Origin of the sequence: Streptomyces fractus, assembly GCF_049844455.1 — a bacterium.
In the GTDB taxonomy this organism is placed as follows: domain Bacteria; phylum Actinomycetota; class Actinomycetes; order Streptomycetales; family Streptomycetaceae; genus Streptomyces; species Streptomyces fractus.
In genome coordinates this window covers 8,647,789-8,662,589 of sequence record NZ_JBMYHI010000002.1, presented here as the reverse complement: position 1 = coordinate 8,662,589, position 14,801 = coordinate 8,647,789, and the positions used below count along the sequence as shown (strand labels likewise).

General features: G+C 70.2%; 13 protein-coding genes and 1 pseudogene. 11 read left to right on the top strand and 3 right to left on the bottom strand.

The window, feature by feature from the left end; genetic code table 11:
* Positions 1–397: 397 nt before the first annotated feature.
* Positions 398–661: pseudogene (locus tag ACP4E5_RS41430) on the bottom strand (helix-turn-helix domain-containing protein); the annotation flags it as partial.
* Positions 662–745: 84 nt separating this feature from the next.
* Here ACP4E5_RS41430 and ACP4E5_RS41425 point away from each other — a divergent pair.
* A complete protein-coding gene (locus ACP4E5_RS41425; protein ID WP_425838884.1) occupies positions 746–1,069 on the top strand; it encodes a tyrosine-type recombinase/integrase in 324 nt (107 codons plus the stop codon).
* Between the two features lie 149 nt (positions 1,070–1,218).
* Here the strand turns inward: ACP4E5_RS41425 and ACP4E5_RS41420 are convergent, their stop codons facing one another.
* Positions 1,219–2,127 carry a YceI family protein gene (locus ACP4E5_RS41420; protein ID WP_425838881.1) on the bottom strand — a complete coding sequence of 303 codons (909 nt, stop codon included), beginning with the start codon at positions 2,125–2,127 and terminating at the stop codon, positions 1,219–1,221.
* A 279-nt stretch (positions 2,128–2,406) separates the two neighbouring features.
* Here ACP4E5_RS41420 and ACP4E5_RS41415 point away from each other — a divergent pair, with 279 nt between their 5' ends.
* From ACP4E5_RS41415 to ACP4E5_RS41375, 9 genes are all read left to right on the top strand, one after another.
* Complete coding sequence (locus ACP4E5_RS41415; protein WP_425838879.1) at positions 2,407–3,624, top strand: hypothetical protein; 1,218 nt, start codon at positions 2,407–2,409, stop codon at positions 3,622–3,624.
* Complete coding sequence (locus tag ACP4E5_RS41410; protein ID WP_425838876.1) at positions 3,621–4,799, top strand: hypothetical protein; 1,179 nt, start codon at positions 3,621–3,623, stop codon at positions 4,797–4,799. Before ACP4E5_RS41415 ends, ACP4E5_RS41410 begins: the two co-directional genes overlap by 4 nt.
* A 144-nt stretch (positions 4,800–4,943) precedes the next feature.
* Positions 4,944–6,107, top strand: a complete 1,164-nt coding sequence (locus tag ACP4E5_RS41405) for an ROK family protein (RefSeq protein WP_425838873.1) — start codon at positions 4,944–4,946, stop codon at positions 6,105–6,107.
* Positions 6,108–6,148: 41 nt separating this feature from the next.
* A complete protein-coding gene (locus ACP4E5_RS41400) occupies positions 6,149–7,417 on the top strand; it encodes an ABC transporter substrate-binding protein (RefSeq protein ID WP_425838870.1) in 1,269 nt (422 codons plus the stop codon).
* Complete coding sequence (locus ACP4E5_RS41395; RefSeq protein ID WP_425838867.1) at positions 7,417–8,385, top strand: carbohydrate ABC transporter permease; 969 nt, start codon at positions 7,417–7,419, stop codon at positions 8,383–8,385. The genes ACP4E5_RS41400 and ACP4E5_RS41395 overlap by 1 nt, the downstream gene beginning before the upstream one ends.
* Positions 8,378–9,214 (top strand): carbohydrate ABC transporter permease, encoded by an 837-nt coding sequence (locus ACP4E5_RS41390; RefSeq protein ID WP_425838864.1) that lies wholly within the window; start codon positions 8,378–8,380, stop codon positions 9,212–9,214. Before ACP4E5_RS41395 ends, ACP4E5_RS41390 begins: the two co-directional genes overlap by 8 nt.
* A gap of 40 nt (positions 9,215–9,254) precedes the next feature.
* Positions 9,255–10,271: a Gfo/Idh/MocA family protein gene (locus ACP4E5_RS41385; protein ID WP_425838861.1), complete on the top strand. Its 1,017-nt coding sequence runs from the start codon at positions 9,255–9,257 to the stop codon at positions 10,269–10,271.
* Positions 10,268–11,293 carry a Gfo/Idh/MocA family protein gene (locus tag ACP4E5_RS41380; protein ID WP_425838858.1) on the top strand — a complete coding sequence of 342 codons (1,026 nt, stop codon included), beginning with the start codon at positions 10,268–10,270 and terminating at the stop codon, positions 11,291–11,293. The genes ACP4E5_RS41385 and ACP4E5_RS41380 overlap by 4 nt, the downstream gene beginning before the upstream one ends.
* 160 nt (positions 11,294–11,453) lie before the next feature.
* Positions 11,454–12,551, top strand: coding sequence for a mechanosensitive ion channel family protein (locus ACP4E5_RS41375; protein WP_425838855.1), 1,098 nt, complete (start codon positions 11,454–11,456; stop codon positions 12,549–12,551).
* A gap of 40 nt (positions 12,552–12,591) precedes the next feature.
* Here ACP4E5_RS41375 and ACP4E5_RS41370 read toward each other — a convergent pair whose 3' ends face one another.
* On the bottom strand, positions 12,592–13,158 hold the full coding sequence (locus ACP4E5_RS41370; protein WP_425838852.1) for a TetR/AcrR family transcriptional regulator: 567 nt from the start codon (positions 13,156–13,158) through the stop codon (positions 12,592–12,594).
* A 141-nt stretch (positions 13,159–13,299) separates the two neighbouring features.
* On the opposite strand from ACP4E5_RS41370, the gene ACP4E5_RS41365 reads away from it, so the two are divergent.
* Positions 13,300–14,778, top strand: coding sequence for an MFS transporter (locus ACP4E5_RS41365; protein ID WP_425842056.1), 1,479 nt, complete (start codon positions 13,300–13,302; stop codon positions 14,776–14,778).
* The last annotated feature ends 23 nt before the right edge of the window (positions 14,779–14,801 follow it).

Sequence of the window (14,801 nt, the reverse complement as noted above, 5' to 3'; positions counted from 1 at the left end):
CGGGCGTCCGGAGGGCGTACTCGATCTGGCTGGCGATGTTGGAGACGGTGTCGCACCACAGCGCCATCGGGTGATCCATGGGGAGCTTCCCGTCGACGCCGGTCTCATGTTCGGCGACCTGAGCGCGGAGTTCGGCGACGACGCCGCGGTCGCGGTCCCGGACGCCCCCGATGCTGTCGGTCGCTCGGGTCACTGCCACGCTGACGCCGATGGTGGCGTGGCCGACGACGGGGCCGGGCTGGTCGGTCAGCTGCTCGTCCCATCTGGGTGCGCCCGTGGCGTTCGGTGCAGGGTTCGCAGTGATGGGGGCCCGTGTGGTCAGGCTGGAGAGTGCACCAGCAGTCGCCGACCCAGTCGACGGGCGGCTCGGCGCCACAGATGGGCGGCTCGGTGTCGGGTCCTGCCGCAGGTAGATGATCTTGCCGACGACTTCGATGTGTGTCGCGTTCGGTGACGTTTTCGGCGCCCTGGAGAGGGTGCGCAGGCCCTCGATGCCCGCGGCCTGGTAGCGGCGGTGCCAGGTGTAGTACGCCTGTCGGGAGATCCCGAAGTACCGGCAGGACAGCGCGACGTTCCCGGTGACTTCCTCGCCGTGGCGTATGACGGCAAAGCGCCGCTTGGCCTCTCGGTCAAGCGGCTTGGAGGGGCTCGGCTTCGACATGGTGATCTCCGTAGTGATCGGAGACCCAGGTGTCAACCATGATCCTCAGTTTTAGACATCAGCCCCCACACACAGGGCGGGCCGGTGCGCCGTGACTCGTGGAACGAGCGTTACTGGAAGTCGGCTCTCGTTCATGCCGGCGTCATCGCCGCCCACCCGGACTCGAAGCCGAGCACCCGCAGCAGGCAGCTGATGAAGTTTGTGCCGTCGCGCGAGCACGGGTTCCACGTCCTGCGGCACACGTTCGCGTCGGTGATGCTGGATGCGCGGGAGCCGATCGTGGCGGTGTCTGCGTGGCTGGGCCACGCCGACCCGTCGATCACGCTTCGGATCTACGCGCACATGATGCCGGAGGCGGACGGTCGCGGCCGTGCGGCCATGGATCGCTGGTTCGAAACGGATTCCTAAAAGATCTCCCCAGATTCTCCCCGTCGCGGAGATTTGCACTGCGTACCGGGACTGGCGGGCCGTTAGGCCGAGTGACGCGGCGGACCATGCCGCCGCGTCATATTGAGTGGAGAGGCGTCCGGATGGACAGGAAACCCCAGCTCAGACGACTACTCCGGCGGCGTAGGCGTGTCCGCGCTGCGGTACATGGCCTGGATGTCCAGTTCGAGCTTGACCGTGGGGCCGACGACCGCGATGCCCTTGGCGAGCATGGTGCGCCAGTTGAGGGTGTAGTCCTCGCGGTGCAGTTCCGCCGTGGCGAGGGCGGCGCAGCGCAGTTCCTCGGCGTAGCCGCCGTTGACGACGCCGAGGTAGCCGGTGTCCAGGTCGACCGTGCGGCTCACGCCGTGCATGGTGAGGGCGCCCTGGACGGTCCACTTGGAGCCGCCGCGGTAGATGAAACGGTCCGAGCTGAAGTGGACGTACGGGTAGTTCTCGACGTCCAGGAAGTCGGCGGAGCGCAGGTGGTTGTCGCGGGTGTTGTTGCCCGTGGTGATCGACGCGGCGTCGATGCGGACCTCGACGCGCGAGTCCGCCATGTCGGGCGCGATCTGGATGCCGCCCTCGAAGCGCGTGAAGCGGCCGTGGACGTGGGCCATGCCGACGTGCTTGGCGATGAAGCGGATCGCGGTGTGCGGCGGGTCGAACAGCCAGGTGCCGGGCTGCGGCAGCTCCGGGGAGCGGCCCACGTGCAGCTGGATGCCGGTGAGCGGCAGCGTCTCGCCCGCGACGACCTCGACCGTCTGCTGGAACGGCTCCAGGCCCTGTGCGGCGATCAGGACGCTGTAGCGGCCGGGCTGGAGGGTGACGAAGACCAGGCCGAAGGGGTCGGTCGTGGCCTTCACGGAGACGCGCCCGCTCTGGGAGTCCGTCACCGTGACCTCGGCGCCCGCCATGGGCTGGCCGAACGGGTCGGTCACCTCGCAGTGAACGCCGCCCGCACCCTGCGGCATGGAGTGGACGGGGCCTCCCCGCCCTGCGGAACCGGCGCTCTTCCGGCGGAACAATGCGAGGGGCATGAGGGGCCTTTCTTGGACATCTGTACGAGCGCGCCCACCTTGCCATGAACCCCGCCTGCCCAAATGGGACGGAGTCGCGTATTCCGGCAGGCGTGATCCCGCCATTTCACAAGACCCACACCTTTCCGGCGCCGCCCGCCCCCTGGACGTCACTGTTTTCCTCTTGCGTCCCTCGCGTATTCACGGGTTCTCCGCAAAGCGTTGACGAATCAGGAAGCGCTCTGGCAAGGTCGCGAACCCGGCGCCACCCCCACGTGGAACCGAGGAGACCCCCACCCGATGATGTCAAGGCCCGCCTTCGTCCGCAGGACCGCGCCCCACAGCCCCGCCCTGCGGCGCTTCGCCGAGACGTACTGGGCCAGGGAGCCGGTGGTCGTCACCGACGCCCCGGCGCTGGGCCTCGACCCGGCGGACGCCCACGCGCTGCTCCGCGCGGCGGCCGAGCACCCCGATTCCGCACCTCTGCGGCTGACCACGGCCGACGGCCTCCTGTGCGAGCCGGGGGCGCTGCTTCCGGGCCGGGCGGACCGGAATCTCGCCGGGTACGTCGCGCGCCTCGCCTCCGCGCCCGGGCTCGGCGGCGACGGCTGGCTGCTGACCGCCACCGACCCGCTGCGCCCGGACTTCTCGGCGTGGTCCCGCGTACGGGACGCGCTGGCCGCGCTCTGGCGGTACGCCGGGTGGCCCGCGGTCCCGGTCACCGCGGAGCTGGCCGTCGGCGACCGGCACCACGCCGTCACCGAGGCGGGCGACCCCGGATCCGCGTCGCTCACCTGGGTCGTCGACGGCGAACTGACCGTGCGCGTACGCCCCGAGCACACCGGAACCGAGTACGAACTCCGGGCAGGCGCGGGCGACTTGGTGCACTGGCCCGCCGGGAGCCGCCATCTCGATCATCGTACGGGGCCGTGCACGACGCTGCGGGTGGGCGTGCCCGCCCGGGCGGCCTCGGCCCTGCCACTGGTCACGGAGGCCGTGCGGGGGCTGGCACGAAGACGGGGCGCGCACGCGGACACCCCCGCGGCGCTCCCCCATCCGCTGCCCGCGAGAGCCGACGGGCGGCTGACACTACCCGCCCAACTCACCGACTCCGCCCGCCTGTTCACGGACACTCTGGCCGATCCGGACGTCGAGCGGGCCCTGCTCGCGCGCTGGGCCGGACTGCGCTCCGCCGCGGGCCTGGATCCGGCGCCCGCGCCACGCCCCGCCGCGCCCCTCGCCTCCCGGCACCGATTACTGCTCGTCAGCGAGATCATCCGGGTCGCCACCGGCCCGGACGACGCGCTGTGGGCGGCGAACGGACTCGTGTGGCCGGTGCGGGGCCGCGCGGCCGACCGCGTGCTCACGCGCCTGCGCACGACACACCAGGACACCACCGTGGCCGACCTGGCGCGCGCCTCGGGCCTGTCCGACCGCTCTCCTCACCTGCACGGTGTGCTCCGCGAGTTGTGCCGTTCACGGGCCGTCGCCATCACGCCACCGGAGACGCACCCGTGACGGCGGGCGCCGCCACCCCGGTCGACGTCCTCGACTCCGTCGACGGGTGGATCGACCGGCAACGACTCGCGGAGGACCACTGGGACCGCAGGCCCGCGCTGCTGCGCGCGCCCCGTGCTCGCGGTCACGCCGTCCCTTTCGACTCCCACGAGGTCTTCGAGGGGGCCGTCGCCGCCTCGCACCACGCCACGGCGGACACCGGCGAACGGGTCCGGTTCGCGGTGGGGCCGCGCCTCCTCACCGACCCCGGCGATCTGCTGCCCCGGCCGGAGGACGGCTCGTTCGCTGCCTACGACCGCCGCCTCGGCCGGCAGCTGGGCGACACACCGTTCGCCCTCGTCGTCCGGGAACTGCACGCGAGACACCATCCGCTGTGGGCGAGGGAGCGGGCCTTCCTCGCCGGCCTGTGGGACGCGATCGGCCGACCCCAAGCACCGATCGGTACGACGCTGTGCCACGGAACCTGCACGCCGCCACGCCCCTTGCCCTCCCGCCCTTCCCACCACCGAGCTGCAACGTTCCTCTACGTCCTCCACGGCCGCCCTCAACTCCGCCTCACGGGCCCCGGGGACCGGCACTGGGCGGCCACGGCCGTCCCCGGCGACCTCCTCTACTGGCCCGCCGACCACGAACACGCCGTGCACGTACCCCGCTCCCCCACCACGACCGTGCACATCACCGTCCCGCGCACACCGGCGTCGCTCCTCAACCACGCGTCCCCGCACGGGACCTGGGGCTCCGTCGACACCCTCGTACCGCAGAGCGAGCCACCTGACGACCTGCCCGACACGCTGCCACCGGCCGTCGCGGCGGCGCTCCACCACCTCCGCCAGGAGGCCCGCCCCACGCCGCTCCACCGCCGCCTGGCCCACGAGGTGTTGCGGCAGGCCACGGACGGCGGCCTTCGCCCGGCACCGGCGCCCACACGGCCCGGCTACTTCACCGACGACGACGCGGTGCGCGCCACGGAACGCGTGCTGTGGATGCCGGCCGGCGGACAACGCCTCGTCGCGGCCTGCGGACACGTCACCCGCACCGGCCTGACGGCGCGCGAACTGGGCGCCCTCATCACCCGCTTGAACGACGGCGAACCGCTCCCGGTGAGCGAACTGACACCGCCCGCACGGCGGTTGCTGGCGCGCCTGGCGGCGTTCCGGGCGGTGGAGCGGTTGTAGGGCGGCAGAAGGCCCCGCTCCCGCCGACGCCAGTGCAATTGGCAGGACTTCTGCAAAATTATCGTTCCGACGGGGTTCCCTGGCCGCCAACGTTATGCAACAGTCCTGCGCAACCGGACCGACGACGGGGCGGAGGCACACTCCATGGCGAGACACGACCGGGTGCGCGGGCACGACCTCGCTGCCCTTCGCGGACTCAACACCGCTGTGGTGCTGCGGGCGTTGCGCCAGGAGAGCCCGCAGACCGTCGGCCGGCTCACCGGCTCCACCGGCCTGTCCCGGCCCACAGTCGAGGCGCTGGTCGAGGAGCTGGCCACACAGGGGTGGATCGCGGAGACGACCGCGCCGCCCGCCGTGCGCTCACCCGGACGGCCCGCGCGCCGCTTCAGATTCCGGGCCGAGGCCGGGCACATCGTCGGCGTCGACGTCGGCCTCAAGAAGCTGGTCCTGCTCCTGGCGCGCCTCGACGGCGAGTTCGTCGCGCGGCACCGCGAGGAGTTCCCCGCGGACCTGACCGGTGCGGAGCGCATCGAGCTGCTGCGCACCCGGCTGCGCGGCTTCCTCGCCGACCACAAGCTCGGCCCGCACGACGTGTGGTCCGTGGGCATCGGCGTGCCGGGCATGGTCGACGACACCGGCCGGATCCGCTCGGTGATCGTCCCGGACTGGACCGACCTGGACCTGGCGCGCCGGCTCGCGGACGAACTCCCCTGCCCGGTTCTGGTCGAGAACGACGTGAACCTCGCGACGCTCGCTGAGCACTGGCAGGGCGCGGCCGAACTCGCGGACGACGTCGCGTGTGTGCTCGTGGGGCGGCGCATCTCGTGCGGCGTGATGATCAACGGGCGCCTGCACCGGGGGCGCCGTGGCGGCGCGGGCGAACTGGGCATCCTGCCGCAACTCGGCCTGCTGGAGGCCGGGGAGGCACTCGGCTGGTCCGGCGACCGGCAGCCCGGCGAGTCGGAGACCGACGCGCTCGCACGCGCCGTCCGCGCCGAGGACCCGGAGGCGCTTGCCGTTCTGGACCGCTACCTCGCCGGGGTCGCACCCGGCATCGCCGCACTGATCCTCGCCCTCGACCCCGAACTCCTCGTTCTGTCCGGCGCGCTGTCCCCGGTCGGCGCCCCGCTCGGCCCCCTACTCGCCGCACACCTCTCTCCCCTGACCCTCCACGTCCCACACATCGCGGTCAGCACACTGGGCCGCGAGGGCGTAGCCATCGGCGCTGTACGCCGTGCCTTGGACGAGGTGGACGCCCATCTCTTCGACGGGGCGGGGTCCGCACGCCCGCCGTCGCCCGCCCACTGACACGTCCCCCCTCCCCGTACACCTACCGACCGGAGGCGCGCATGCGCAGGAGAAGTCTTCTCGCCGGTGCCCTCGCGGCGACCCCGTTCGTCGCCGGCTGCAGCACGAGCGGCGGCGATCCCACCGCCGCCACCGCACACAGAGGCGGCACCGCGCTCTCGTACGGCATGTGGGACCCTGCCCAGGTCCCCGGCATGCGGCAGATCATCCGGGCCTTCGAGCGTGAGAACCCGGACATCTCTGTGGAGATCCAGCTCACCCCATGGAACTCCTACTGGACGACGCTGCGCACGGCGATGCGCGGCGGCACGGCACCGGACGTGTTCTGGATGAACGCCGTGAACATCAAGCTGTACGCGGCCAACGGCACGCTGGTGCCGCTCGACGAGCACATCACCCGTGCCCGTACCCCGGTCGGCAGGCACCCGGAGGCGCTGGTCGACATCTACAAGTACGGCGGCAGGCAGTACGGGCTGCCGAAGGACTTCGACACGATCGGCCTCTGGTACAACAAGGAGCTCTTCGACAAGGCAGGCGTCAAGTACCCGGACTCTTCGTGGACCTGGGACGACCTGCGCGACGCTGCGCGCGAGTTGACGGACCCGAAGCGGCGGGTCTACGGGATCGCCGCCGAGATGGACCGGCAGATCAAGTTCTATCCGACGATCTTCGGCGCCGGCGGCTATGTGCTGCGTGACGGCCGCTCCGGCTTCGCCGACCCTCGCACCATCGAAGGCCTGCGTTTCTGGACGGACCTGGTGGATCGTGGCTGGTCGCCGCCGCAGAGTGCCATGTCGGAGGTCAGGGCGCGCAATCTGTACCTGTCCGAGCAGGTGGCGATGAACTACGACCTGTCCGCGATGGCCTCGTTCATGTACGGCACGCCGGCCATCAAGGACCACGGCGGGGTCGCGGTACTGCCGAAGGGGCGTGAGCGGGCAACCGTCATCCACGGCCTCGCGAACTGCATCAGTGCCAAGTCCCGCAAGCAGGAGGCGGCCTGGAAGTTCGTGGACTTCATGGTACGGAGCCGGGCCGGCGAGATCCAGGCCGAAGGCGGTGTGACCATCCCGTCGTACGCCGGGACTCAGGACGCCTGGCTGAAGTCGATGCCCGAGTTCGACCTGCGGTGTTTCCTCGACATGCTCGACTATGCCTCCCCCTACCCGAGTTCACGGAACACGGCGGTCTGGGAGGACCTCGAGTATCTGCTGCTCGGGGCGCCGTTCAGCGGCAAGGGCGGCATCGAGGGCGCGGCCCGCACGCTCGCGAAGCAGATGAACCGGGCTCTGGACGAGGAGGACAACTGATGGCCGTGTTCCCGTCGACGGCAGCCGCGGAGGCGGAGGGCCGCATCAGGAAGCCTCGTACGAAGGCAGGGCGCGACGGTACCGCGCGTGGACCCAACTCTCGCACGCAGAAGGCTGCATACATCTTCATCGCGCCGATCGGACTCGGCTTCCTGCTGTTCTACCTCTGGCCGATGCTTCTGACCTTCGGTTTCAGTTTCACGCACTTCGGCCCGTTCGGCGGCAACACCTGGACCGGTGGCGAGAACTACGCGCGGGTGGTCCAGGACGTCACCGTCTGGCGGGCCATCGGCAACACGCTCCTGTACGGGGCGATCGGGCTCCTCACGCTGCCGCTGTCGATCGCCGTCGCGGCCCTGCTGAACCGGCGCGGCCTGCGCGGCGTCGCTGTCTACCGGGCCCTGTACTTCATCCCGTTCGTGACACTTCCCGTCGCGGTGGGCCTGGTCTGGAACTGGCTCTACAACGGCAACTTCGGCCTTCTCAACGAGGTGCTGTCGTGGTTCGGAGTGTCGCGGCACTTCTGGGCCTCGGACCCGTCGACCGCGCTGTGGGCCATCGGAGTCGTCGCCGTGTGGCAGAGCGTCGGCTACTACTTGATCATCTTCATCGCGGGGATCAAGGGCATACCGCAGGACTACTACGAGGCTGCCGAGCTGGACGGCGCCGGACCCGTGCGCCGGTTCTTCACCATCACGATCCCGCTGCTGAGCCCGAGCATCTTCTTCGCCGCCGTCATCTGCGTGATCAACTCGCTCCAGCTGTTCGACCTGATCTACGTGATGACGAGCCCCACGAACCCGGCGCTCGGCTCCACGCAGTCCGTGGTCAGCCTCTTCTACCAATGGGCGTTCCAGCAGAACAACCAGGGCGCCGCTGCGGCCCTCGCCTTCCTCCTGATGCTGCTCACCGCGGCCCTGACGTTCCTCCAGTTCCGGCTCCAGAAGAAGTGGGTGCACTATGCGTGACTCGCTGCGCCGCGTGAACGGCGGCTCCGTCGCCACGCACGCCCTCCTCTCGCTCGGCGCACTCGTGATGGTCTTCCCGTTCCTGTGGCAACTGCTCACGGCGCTGAAGACGCTCCCAGAAGCGGTGCACGTACCGACGACGTTCCTGCCGCAGCAGTGGAACTGGGAGTCCTTCACGGAGGTGTTCACCGCCCTGCCCTACGGGGAGATGCTCGGCAACAGCCTCATCAACACGGTCGGTCGCACCGCGGGACAGCTGGTGTTCTGTTCGCTCGCGGCCTACGCGTTCGCCCGGATGCGGTTCCGGGGCAAGAATGTGCTGTTCGCGCTGTTCCTGTCGGTTCTGCTCGTCCCGTCCTCGCTGCTGATCCTGCCGCAGTACGACATCATCCAGCGGCTCGGACTGCTGAACTCGCCGCCCGCACTGTTCCTGCCTGGGATGTTCAGCGCCTTCGGCACGTTCATGCTGCGACAGTTCTTCCTTTCCCTGCCACGAGAGTTGGAGGAGGCGGCGCGCATCGACGGCGCGGGTCCCTTCCGCATCTTCTGGTCGATCATGCTGCCGCTGATCCGCCCCGCGCTCGCCGCGCTCGCGGTGATCACGGCGATGTGGTCGTGGAACGACCTGCTGTGGCCGCTCGTGGTGAACACAGACCCGGCGAAGATGCCGATCAGCGCCGGACTGACCTCGCTGGAGGGGCAGTTCGAAACCAACTACCCCGTGATGATGGCCGGTTCACTGATCGCGAGTCTCCCGATGATCATCCTCTATCTCTTCCTTCAGCGGCACTTCGTGCAGGGCATCGCCCAGAGCGGCACGAAGGGCTGACCCGAAAGCCCCCGAACCGTACCCTCTGCAAAGGAGCTTCATGGCACGCCTCGACGTGGGCCTGATCGGTGCCGGCGGTATCGCCCGTGCCCATCTGCCCGCCTGGACCGCCCTGGGCGCGCGCGTCACGATCCTGTCCACCGATGGCCACGCCGAACAACTGGCCGCCAAATACTCCGAGTTCGGCGTGACGGCTGTACAGAGCCTGCCCGAACTGCTCGCCCGGTGCACCGTCGTCGACGTGTGCACCCCTACGTACACGCACAGGCAGCTCGTCCTCGACGCGATCGCCGCGGGCAAGGACGTGGTGTGCGAAAAGCCGCTGTCGCTCGATGTCGATGAGGCCCAGAAGATGGCCGACGCGGCGCAGGCGGCGGGTGTGTTGCTGTTTCCCGCTCACGTCGTGCGCTACTTCCCCGCGTACGCGGCGCTCGCCGGTGCGGTCGCGGCCGGGGACGTCGGGAACCCGGCCGTGCTGCGGTTCACGCGGTCCGGATGTTATCCCGTGTGGGCGCCGTGGTTCTCCGATCCCGGCCTGTCGGGCGGCATTCTCGTCGATCAGATGATCCACGACCTCGACTTCGCGCGGCTCCTGGCCGGTGACGTCGTGCGGGTGCACGCACAGGTGCGCGGCAAGCAGGACGCGGGCGCCGTCGCGGGAGACGTGGCGACCGGTACGGCGGTCCTCACGCACGCCTCCGGGGCGGTCAGCCATGTGCTCGGCGTGTGGGGGCTGCCGGACCTGCCGTTCCGGACGACGTTCCGGGTCGCGGGCCCCGGCGGGATCCTGGAGCACGACTCGACCGCCCGCCCCGGTTTCCGGGTGCTGGCTCAAGGGGCGCGCCAGGCTGGTGAGGGCATTCCGGGCAGCCCGATGACAGAGAGCCCGTATCTGACGGAGCTGCGGGAGTTCGCGGCGGCCGTCCAGGGCGGGCCCCCGCCCCGCGTGACGGCGCACGACGGCGTCGAAGCCGTGCGGATCGCGTGCGCCGCCGCCGAGTCCGCGCGTACGGGCGCGCCCGTCGAACTGAAGGTGACCGAGGAGGCCGGGCTGTGAAGGGCGTGCGGGACGTGAAGGTGGGTGTGCTGTCGTTCGCGCACGTGCACGCGGGCGGGTTCGCTCGACAACTCGCGGCGATGGACGGAGTTCAGGTGCTCACGGCCGACCCCGACACGGATCTCGCGGCGCCGGGCGAGGTTCGGGGGAAGGAGTTCGCGTCGCGCATCGGCGTGAACTACGCGGACAGCTATGAGGAGTTGTTCGCCTGGAGGCCCGACAAGGTCGTGGTCTGCTCGGAGAACGTGCGACACAGGGAGTTGGTGGAACGCGCGGCCGCACACGGTGTCGACGTGCTGTGCGAGAAGCCGCTGGCCACGGCTCCCGAGGACGGTGCGGCGATGCTCGAGGCGTGCCGGGCCGCGGGGGTACAGCTCGCGGTGGCGCACCCGGTGCGGTTCAGTCCGGCCTACCTCGCGGTGCGCGAGGCGGTGCGGGCGGGCACGACGGGGCAGGTGCTCGCGGTGGCCGGCGCCAACAACGGGTACATGCCGGGCGCGAGGAGCCGATGGTTCACCGATCCCGAACTCTCGGGCGGTGGTGCCATGATGGACCACACGGTGCATGTCGTGGACCTTCTCGACGATCTCTTCGACGGCTCGCCCGCGCGCTCCGTCTACGCGCAGACCAACAACCTGCTGTACGAGGGCCGGGCTGCTGTCGAGACAGCGGGCCTGCTCACCGTGACGTACGCGAACGGGGCCGTCCTCACGCTCGACTGCAGCTGGAGCCAGCCGCAGCACCATCCGGCGTGGGGCGGGCTCTCGATGCAGGTCGTCGGTGAGCGGGCGGCGTTGGAGATGGATGCCTTCGACCAGAAGGTGCACGGATTCAGCGAAACGGCGCGGGCGCCCGTGGAACTCCCGTACGGCGTCGATCTGGACGCGCTGATGCTGCGTTCGTTCTTGTTCGACGAGGGGCCCGTGGACATCACCGACGGCGCGTCCGGGCTGCGCGCGGTGCGGATCGTGGCGGCGGCGTACGAGTCGGCACGTACCGGGAGGGTCGTCGACATCACGTAAGGGGGCGGCGGCGGAGTTGCGAACGGGTTGTGCAGAATAGGTGTGGCCGCGGCCCCGCCGACACCCGTCCCCGACCGAGCAGGTTCCACGTGACGAAGCATCACATATCCGCCCACGACGCCCCGCCGGCGCCGGTCGGCCCTCGTGCGGGAGGTGCCCGATGAGTCGCGGCGTCGAGCTCCACGATCTGGCCCTCGCCGGTGTCGCGCTGCTCGGCGGCCTGTTGGCGGGGCTGTTGTTGCGCACGCTGCTGCGCTGGCTCGGCGTGCGCGCCGGGCAGACGCGGTGGGCCGGGGACGATGTGATCGTCGACGCGCTGCGCACGCTGGTGCCGTGGGCGGCGTTCGCGGCGGGCGGCGCGGTGGCCGCCGAGGTGCTGCCGCTGACGGCGCGCACGGGGCGGAATGTGAACATGGCGCTCACAGCGCTGCTCATCGTCGTGGCGACGCTGACGGCGGCACGGGTGATCACGGGGCTCGTGCGGTCGGTCGCGCAGTCCCGTGCGGCCGTGGCGGGTTCGGCGACCATCTTCGTGAACATCACGCGGGTCGTGGTGCTCGCGATGGGCTTCCTCGTCGTGCTGCAGACGCTGGGGATCTCCATCGCGCCGTTGCTCACCGCCCTGGGTGTCGGCGGGTTGGCCGTGGCGCTGGCGCTTCAGGACACGCTCGCCAACCTGTTCGCGGGCGTGCACATCCTGGCCTCGAAAACGGTGCAGCCCGGTGACTACATCCGGCTGAGCAGCGGCGAGGAGGGCTACGTCGTCGACATCAACTGGCGGAACACGGTGGTGCGGCAGCTCTCCAACAACCTTGTGATCATTCCGAACACGCAGCTGTCGGGCACGAACATGACCAACTTCAGCCGCCCGGAACAGGAGATGACCCTCACCGTGCTCGCCGGGGTCGGCTACGACGTCGACCTGGAGGACGTGGAGCGGGTGACCATCGAGGTCGTCACCGAGGTGATGAAGGGGGTCGAGGGCGCGGTGCCGGACCACGAACCGCTCGTGCGCTTCCACACGTTCGGCGACTCCCGGATCAGCTTCAACGTGATCCTGGGCGTGGGCGAGTTCAGCGACCAGTACCGGATCAAGCACGAGTTCATCAAGCGCCTGCACGCGCGCTTCCGCGCGGAGGGCATCCGCATCCCGTCACCTGCGCGGACGGTGGCCCTGACGGCCGGCAGCCCGTCGGTCGTGATCCCGCATCAGCGGGACACGCAGGAGGCGACGGTACCGGTGAAACCGACCTTGTAGCGGCACATTTGACGACCAGTCACAAGCGGCGAGCCGGACGTCACAGCAAGCGGTCGACCAGCCCCTCGACGTACTCCGGCGCCAGTGGGCCCATGCCGAACAGGACGCGGATGTACATCGGGGCCAGGATGTGGTCCAACACGTCCAACGCGTCGGGGGCTTGCTCGCCGCGCTCGCGGGCGCGGTCGAGCATGGACTGCAGCTGCCGCATGCGTTCGGCGCGGAGTTCGTCGGCCGCCTGCAGACCCTGCTGACCGTTGCCCGACAGGGCGAAGGCCAGATGCAGCACCGCCGGGCCGTCGGGTCCGGTGATCTCGCGGGCCACTTGGGCCGCGTAGGCGCGCAGGTCGCCGTCCAGGCTCCCGGTGTCGGGCATCGGCGACCGCGCGTTGAGGCGGGTGAGCACGACGTCGCTGAGCAAGGCCTCCAGGTTGCCCCACCGCCGGTAGACGCTGCTGTCGGCCACGCCCGCGCGCGCCGCGACCTCGCCGACGGTGAAGTTGCCGTAGCCGCGCTCACCGATCAGGTCGGTGACGGCCTGGTGCACCTCCGCGGCGACGCGGGCGCTTCGCCCGCCGGGCCGCCGGGCCCGCTGTCCTTCGTTCATGCCCACACCTTAACGCAGTTGGCACTTGCGTTTATGAGGCGACCCTCCCTATAGTCGACTAACGCAGTCGATGACTGCGTTAGTGCTGGGTCGGGGCGCTCGACCACGGTCGGGCGCGATCAACGTTCGAGAGGACTCCCCATCACCGCATCGCATGCGACAACGGCCTCACGCAGTCGGTCCAACCGGACCGTGCTGCTCACGGTGACCTGCCTCGGTCAATTCATGGTCCTGCTCGACAACACGATCGTCGGAGCGGCACTGCCCGACATGCGGCACCGGCTGCACACCGAATTGACCGGTCTGCAATGGATCGTCGACGCGTACGTTCTGCTGGTCGCCATGCTGCTGCTGTCCGGCGGCATCTTCGCCGACCGGTTCGGCCGCAAGCGTGTGTACCTCACCGGCGTCGCGGTGTTCACCGTCGCGTCGCTGCTGTGCAGCCTCGCGCCCTCGGTCGGCTGGCTGGTCACCGGCCGGGTCCTGCAAGGGATCGGGGCCGCAGCGCTGAGCCCCGCCTCGCTGGCCCTGCTCGCCGCCGCCCATCCCGTGCCGCAAGAACGCGTCAAGGCGATCGGACTGTGGGCCGGGATCAGCGGAATCGGCCTGGCCGCGGGCCCCGTGGCCGGCGGCGTACTGACAGAGGCCTTCGGCTGGCCCGCCATCTTCCTGGTCAATCTGCCCATCGGCGTACTGCTTCTGGTGCTCGGTCTGCGCAGCCTTGAGGAGGCCCGCAATCCGGGCGCCCCCGCGATCGACGTCCCGGGGACCGTGCTGTCCGTTCTGGGGGTGGGGACGGCGACCTACGGACTGATCGAGGGCGGCGCCCGCGGCTGGACGTCGCCGGTGATCCTGGGCAGCTTCCCCGCCGCGGTGGTCCTGCTCGCCGCCTTTGTCGCCATCGAAGCGCGCCGCCGCGCTCCGATGCTGCCGCTGCGACTGTTCCGGCAGCGGCTGTTCACCGTGTCCAACACCGCCATGGTCGTGGTGGGGTTCGCGCTCATGGGCTCGTCGTTCTTCTTCTCCCAGTTCTTCGTGTACGTCCAGGGCAGCTCGATCCTGCGCGCCGGCCTTCAGACGCTGCCCGCCACCCTCGCCATGGTGGTCGTCAGCCCGTTCGCGGGTCGGCTCGCCGCTCGGTACGGCTTCCGGATCGTGGTCACCGCCGGGCTTGCCCTGGCCGGCCTTGGACTGCTCGCGCTCGGCATGGTGCACGCCGACACCGGCTACGGGAACGTGTGGTGGCGCCTCGGAGTCGTCGGCGTCGGCTTCGCCCTGGCCATGTCGCCACTGACGGGAGCCGCCATCCAAGCGGTCGACCCGCAGGAAGGCGGCCTCGCGTCAGGGATCAGCAGCACCACACGGCAGATCGGCGCGGTGCTCGGCGTGGCGGTGCTCGGGGCCGTCGTCCGCGCCCGGCAATCCGGCGGCGCCTCCTTCGAGTCCGGGCTGGGCAGCGCCTTCGTCGCAGCGGGCGCCGTCACGTTGGCCACCGCCGTGTTCACCGGCCTGTGGCTGGCGAGGTCCAAGTCCGCGGAAGAACCCGCCGAGGCGCAGGGTTCCAACGCTGCTTCAGCTGCGGTCGCCGTCCCGAACGAGGCGTCCGCGAGCGGCCGTTGACACCTGCTGGCGGAGGCCGCCCA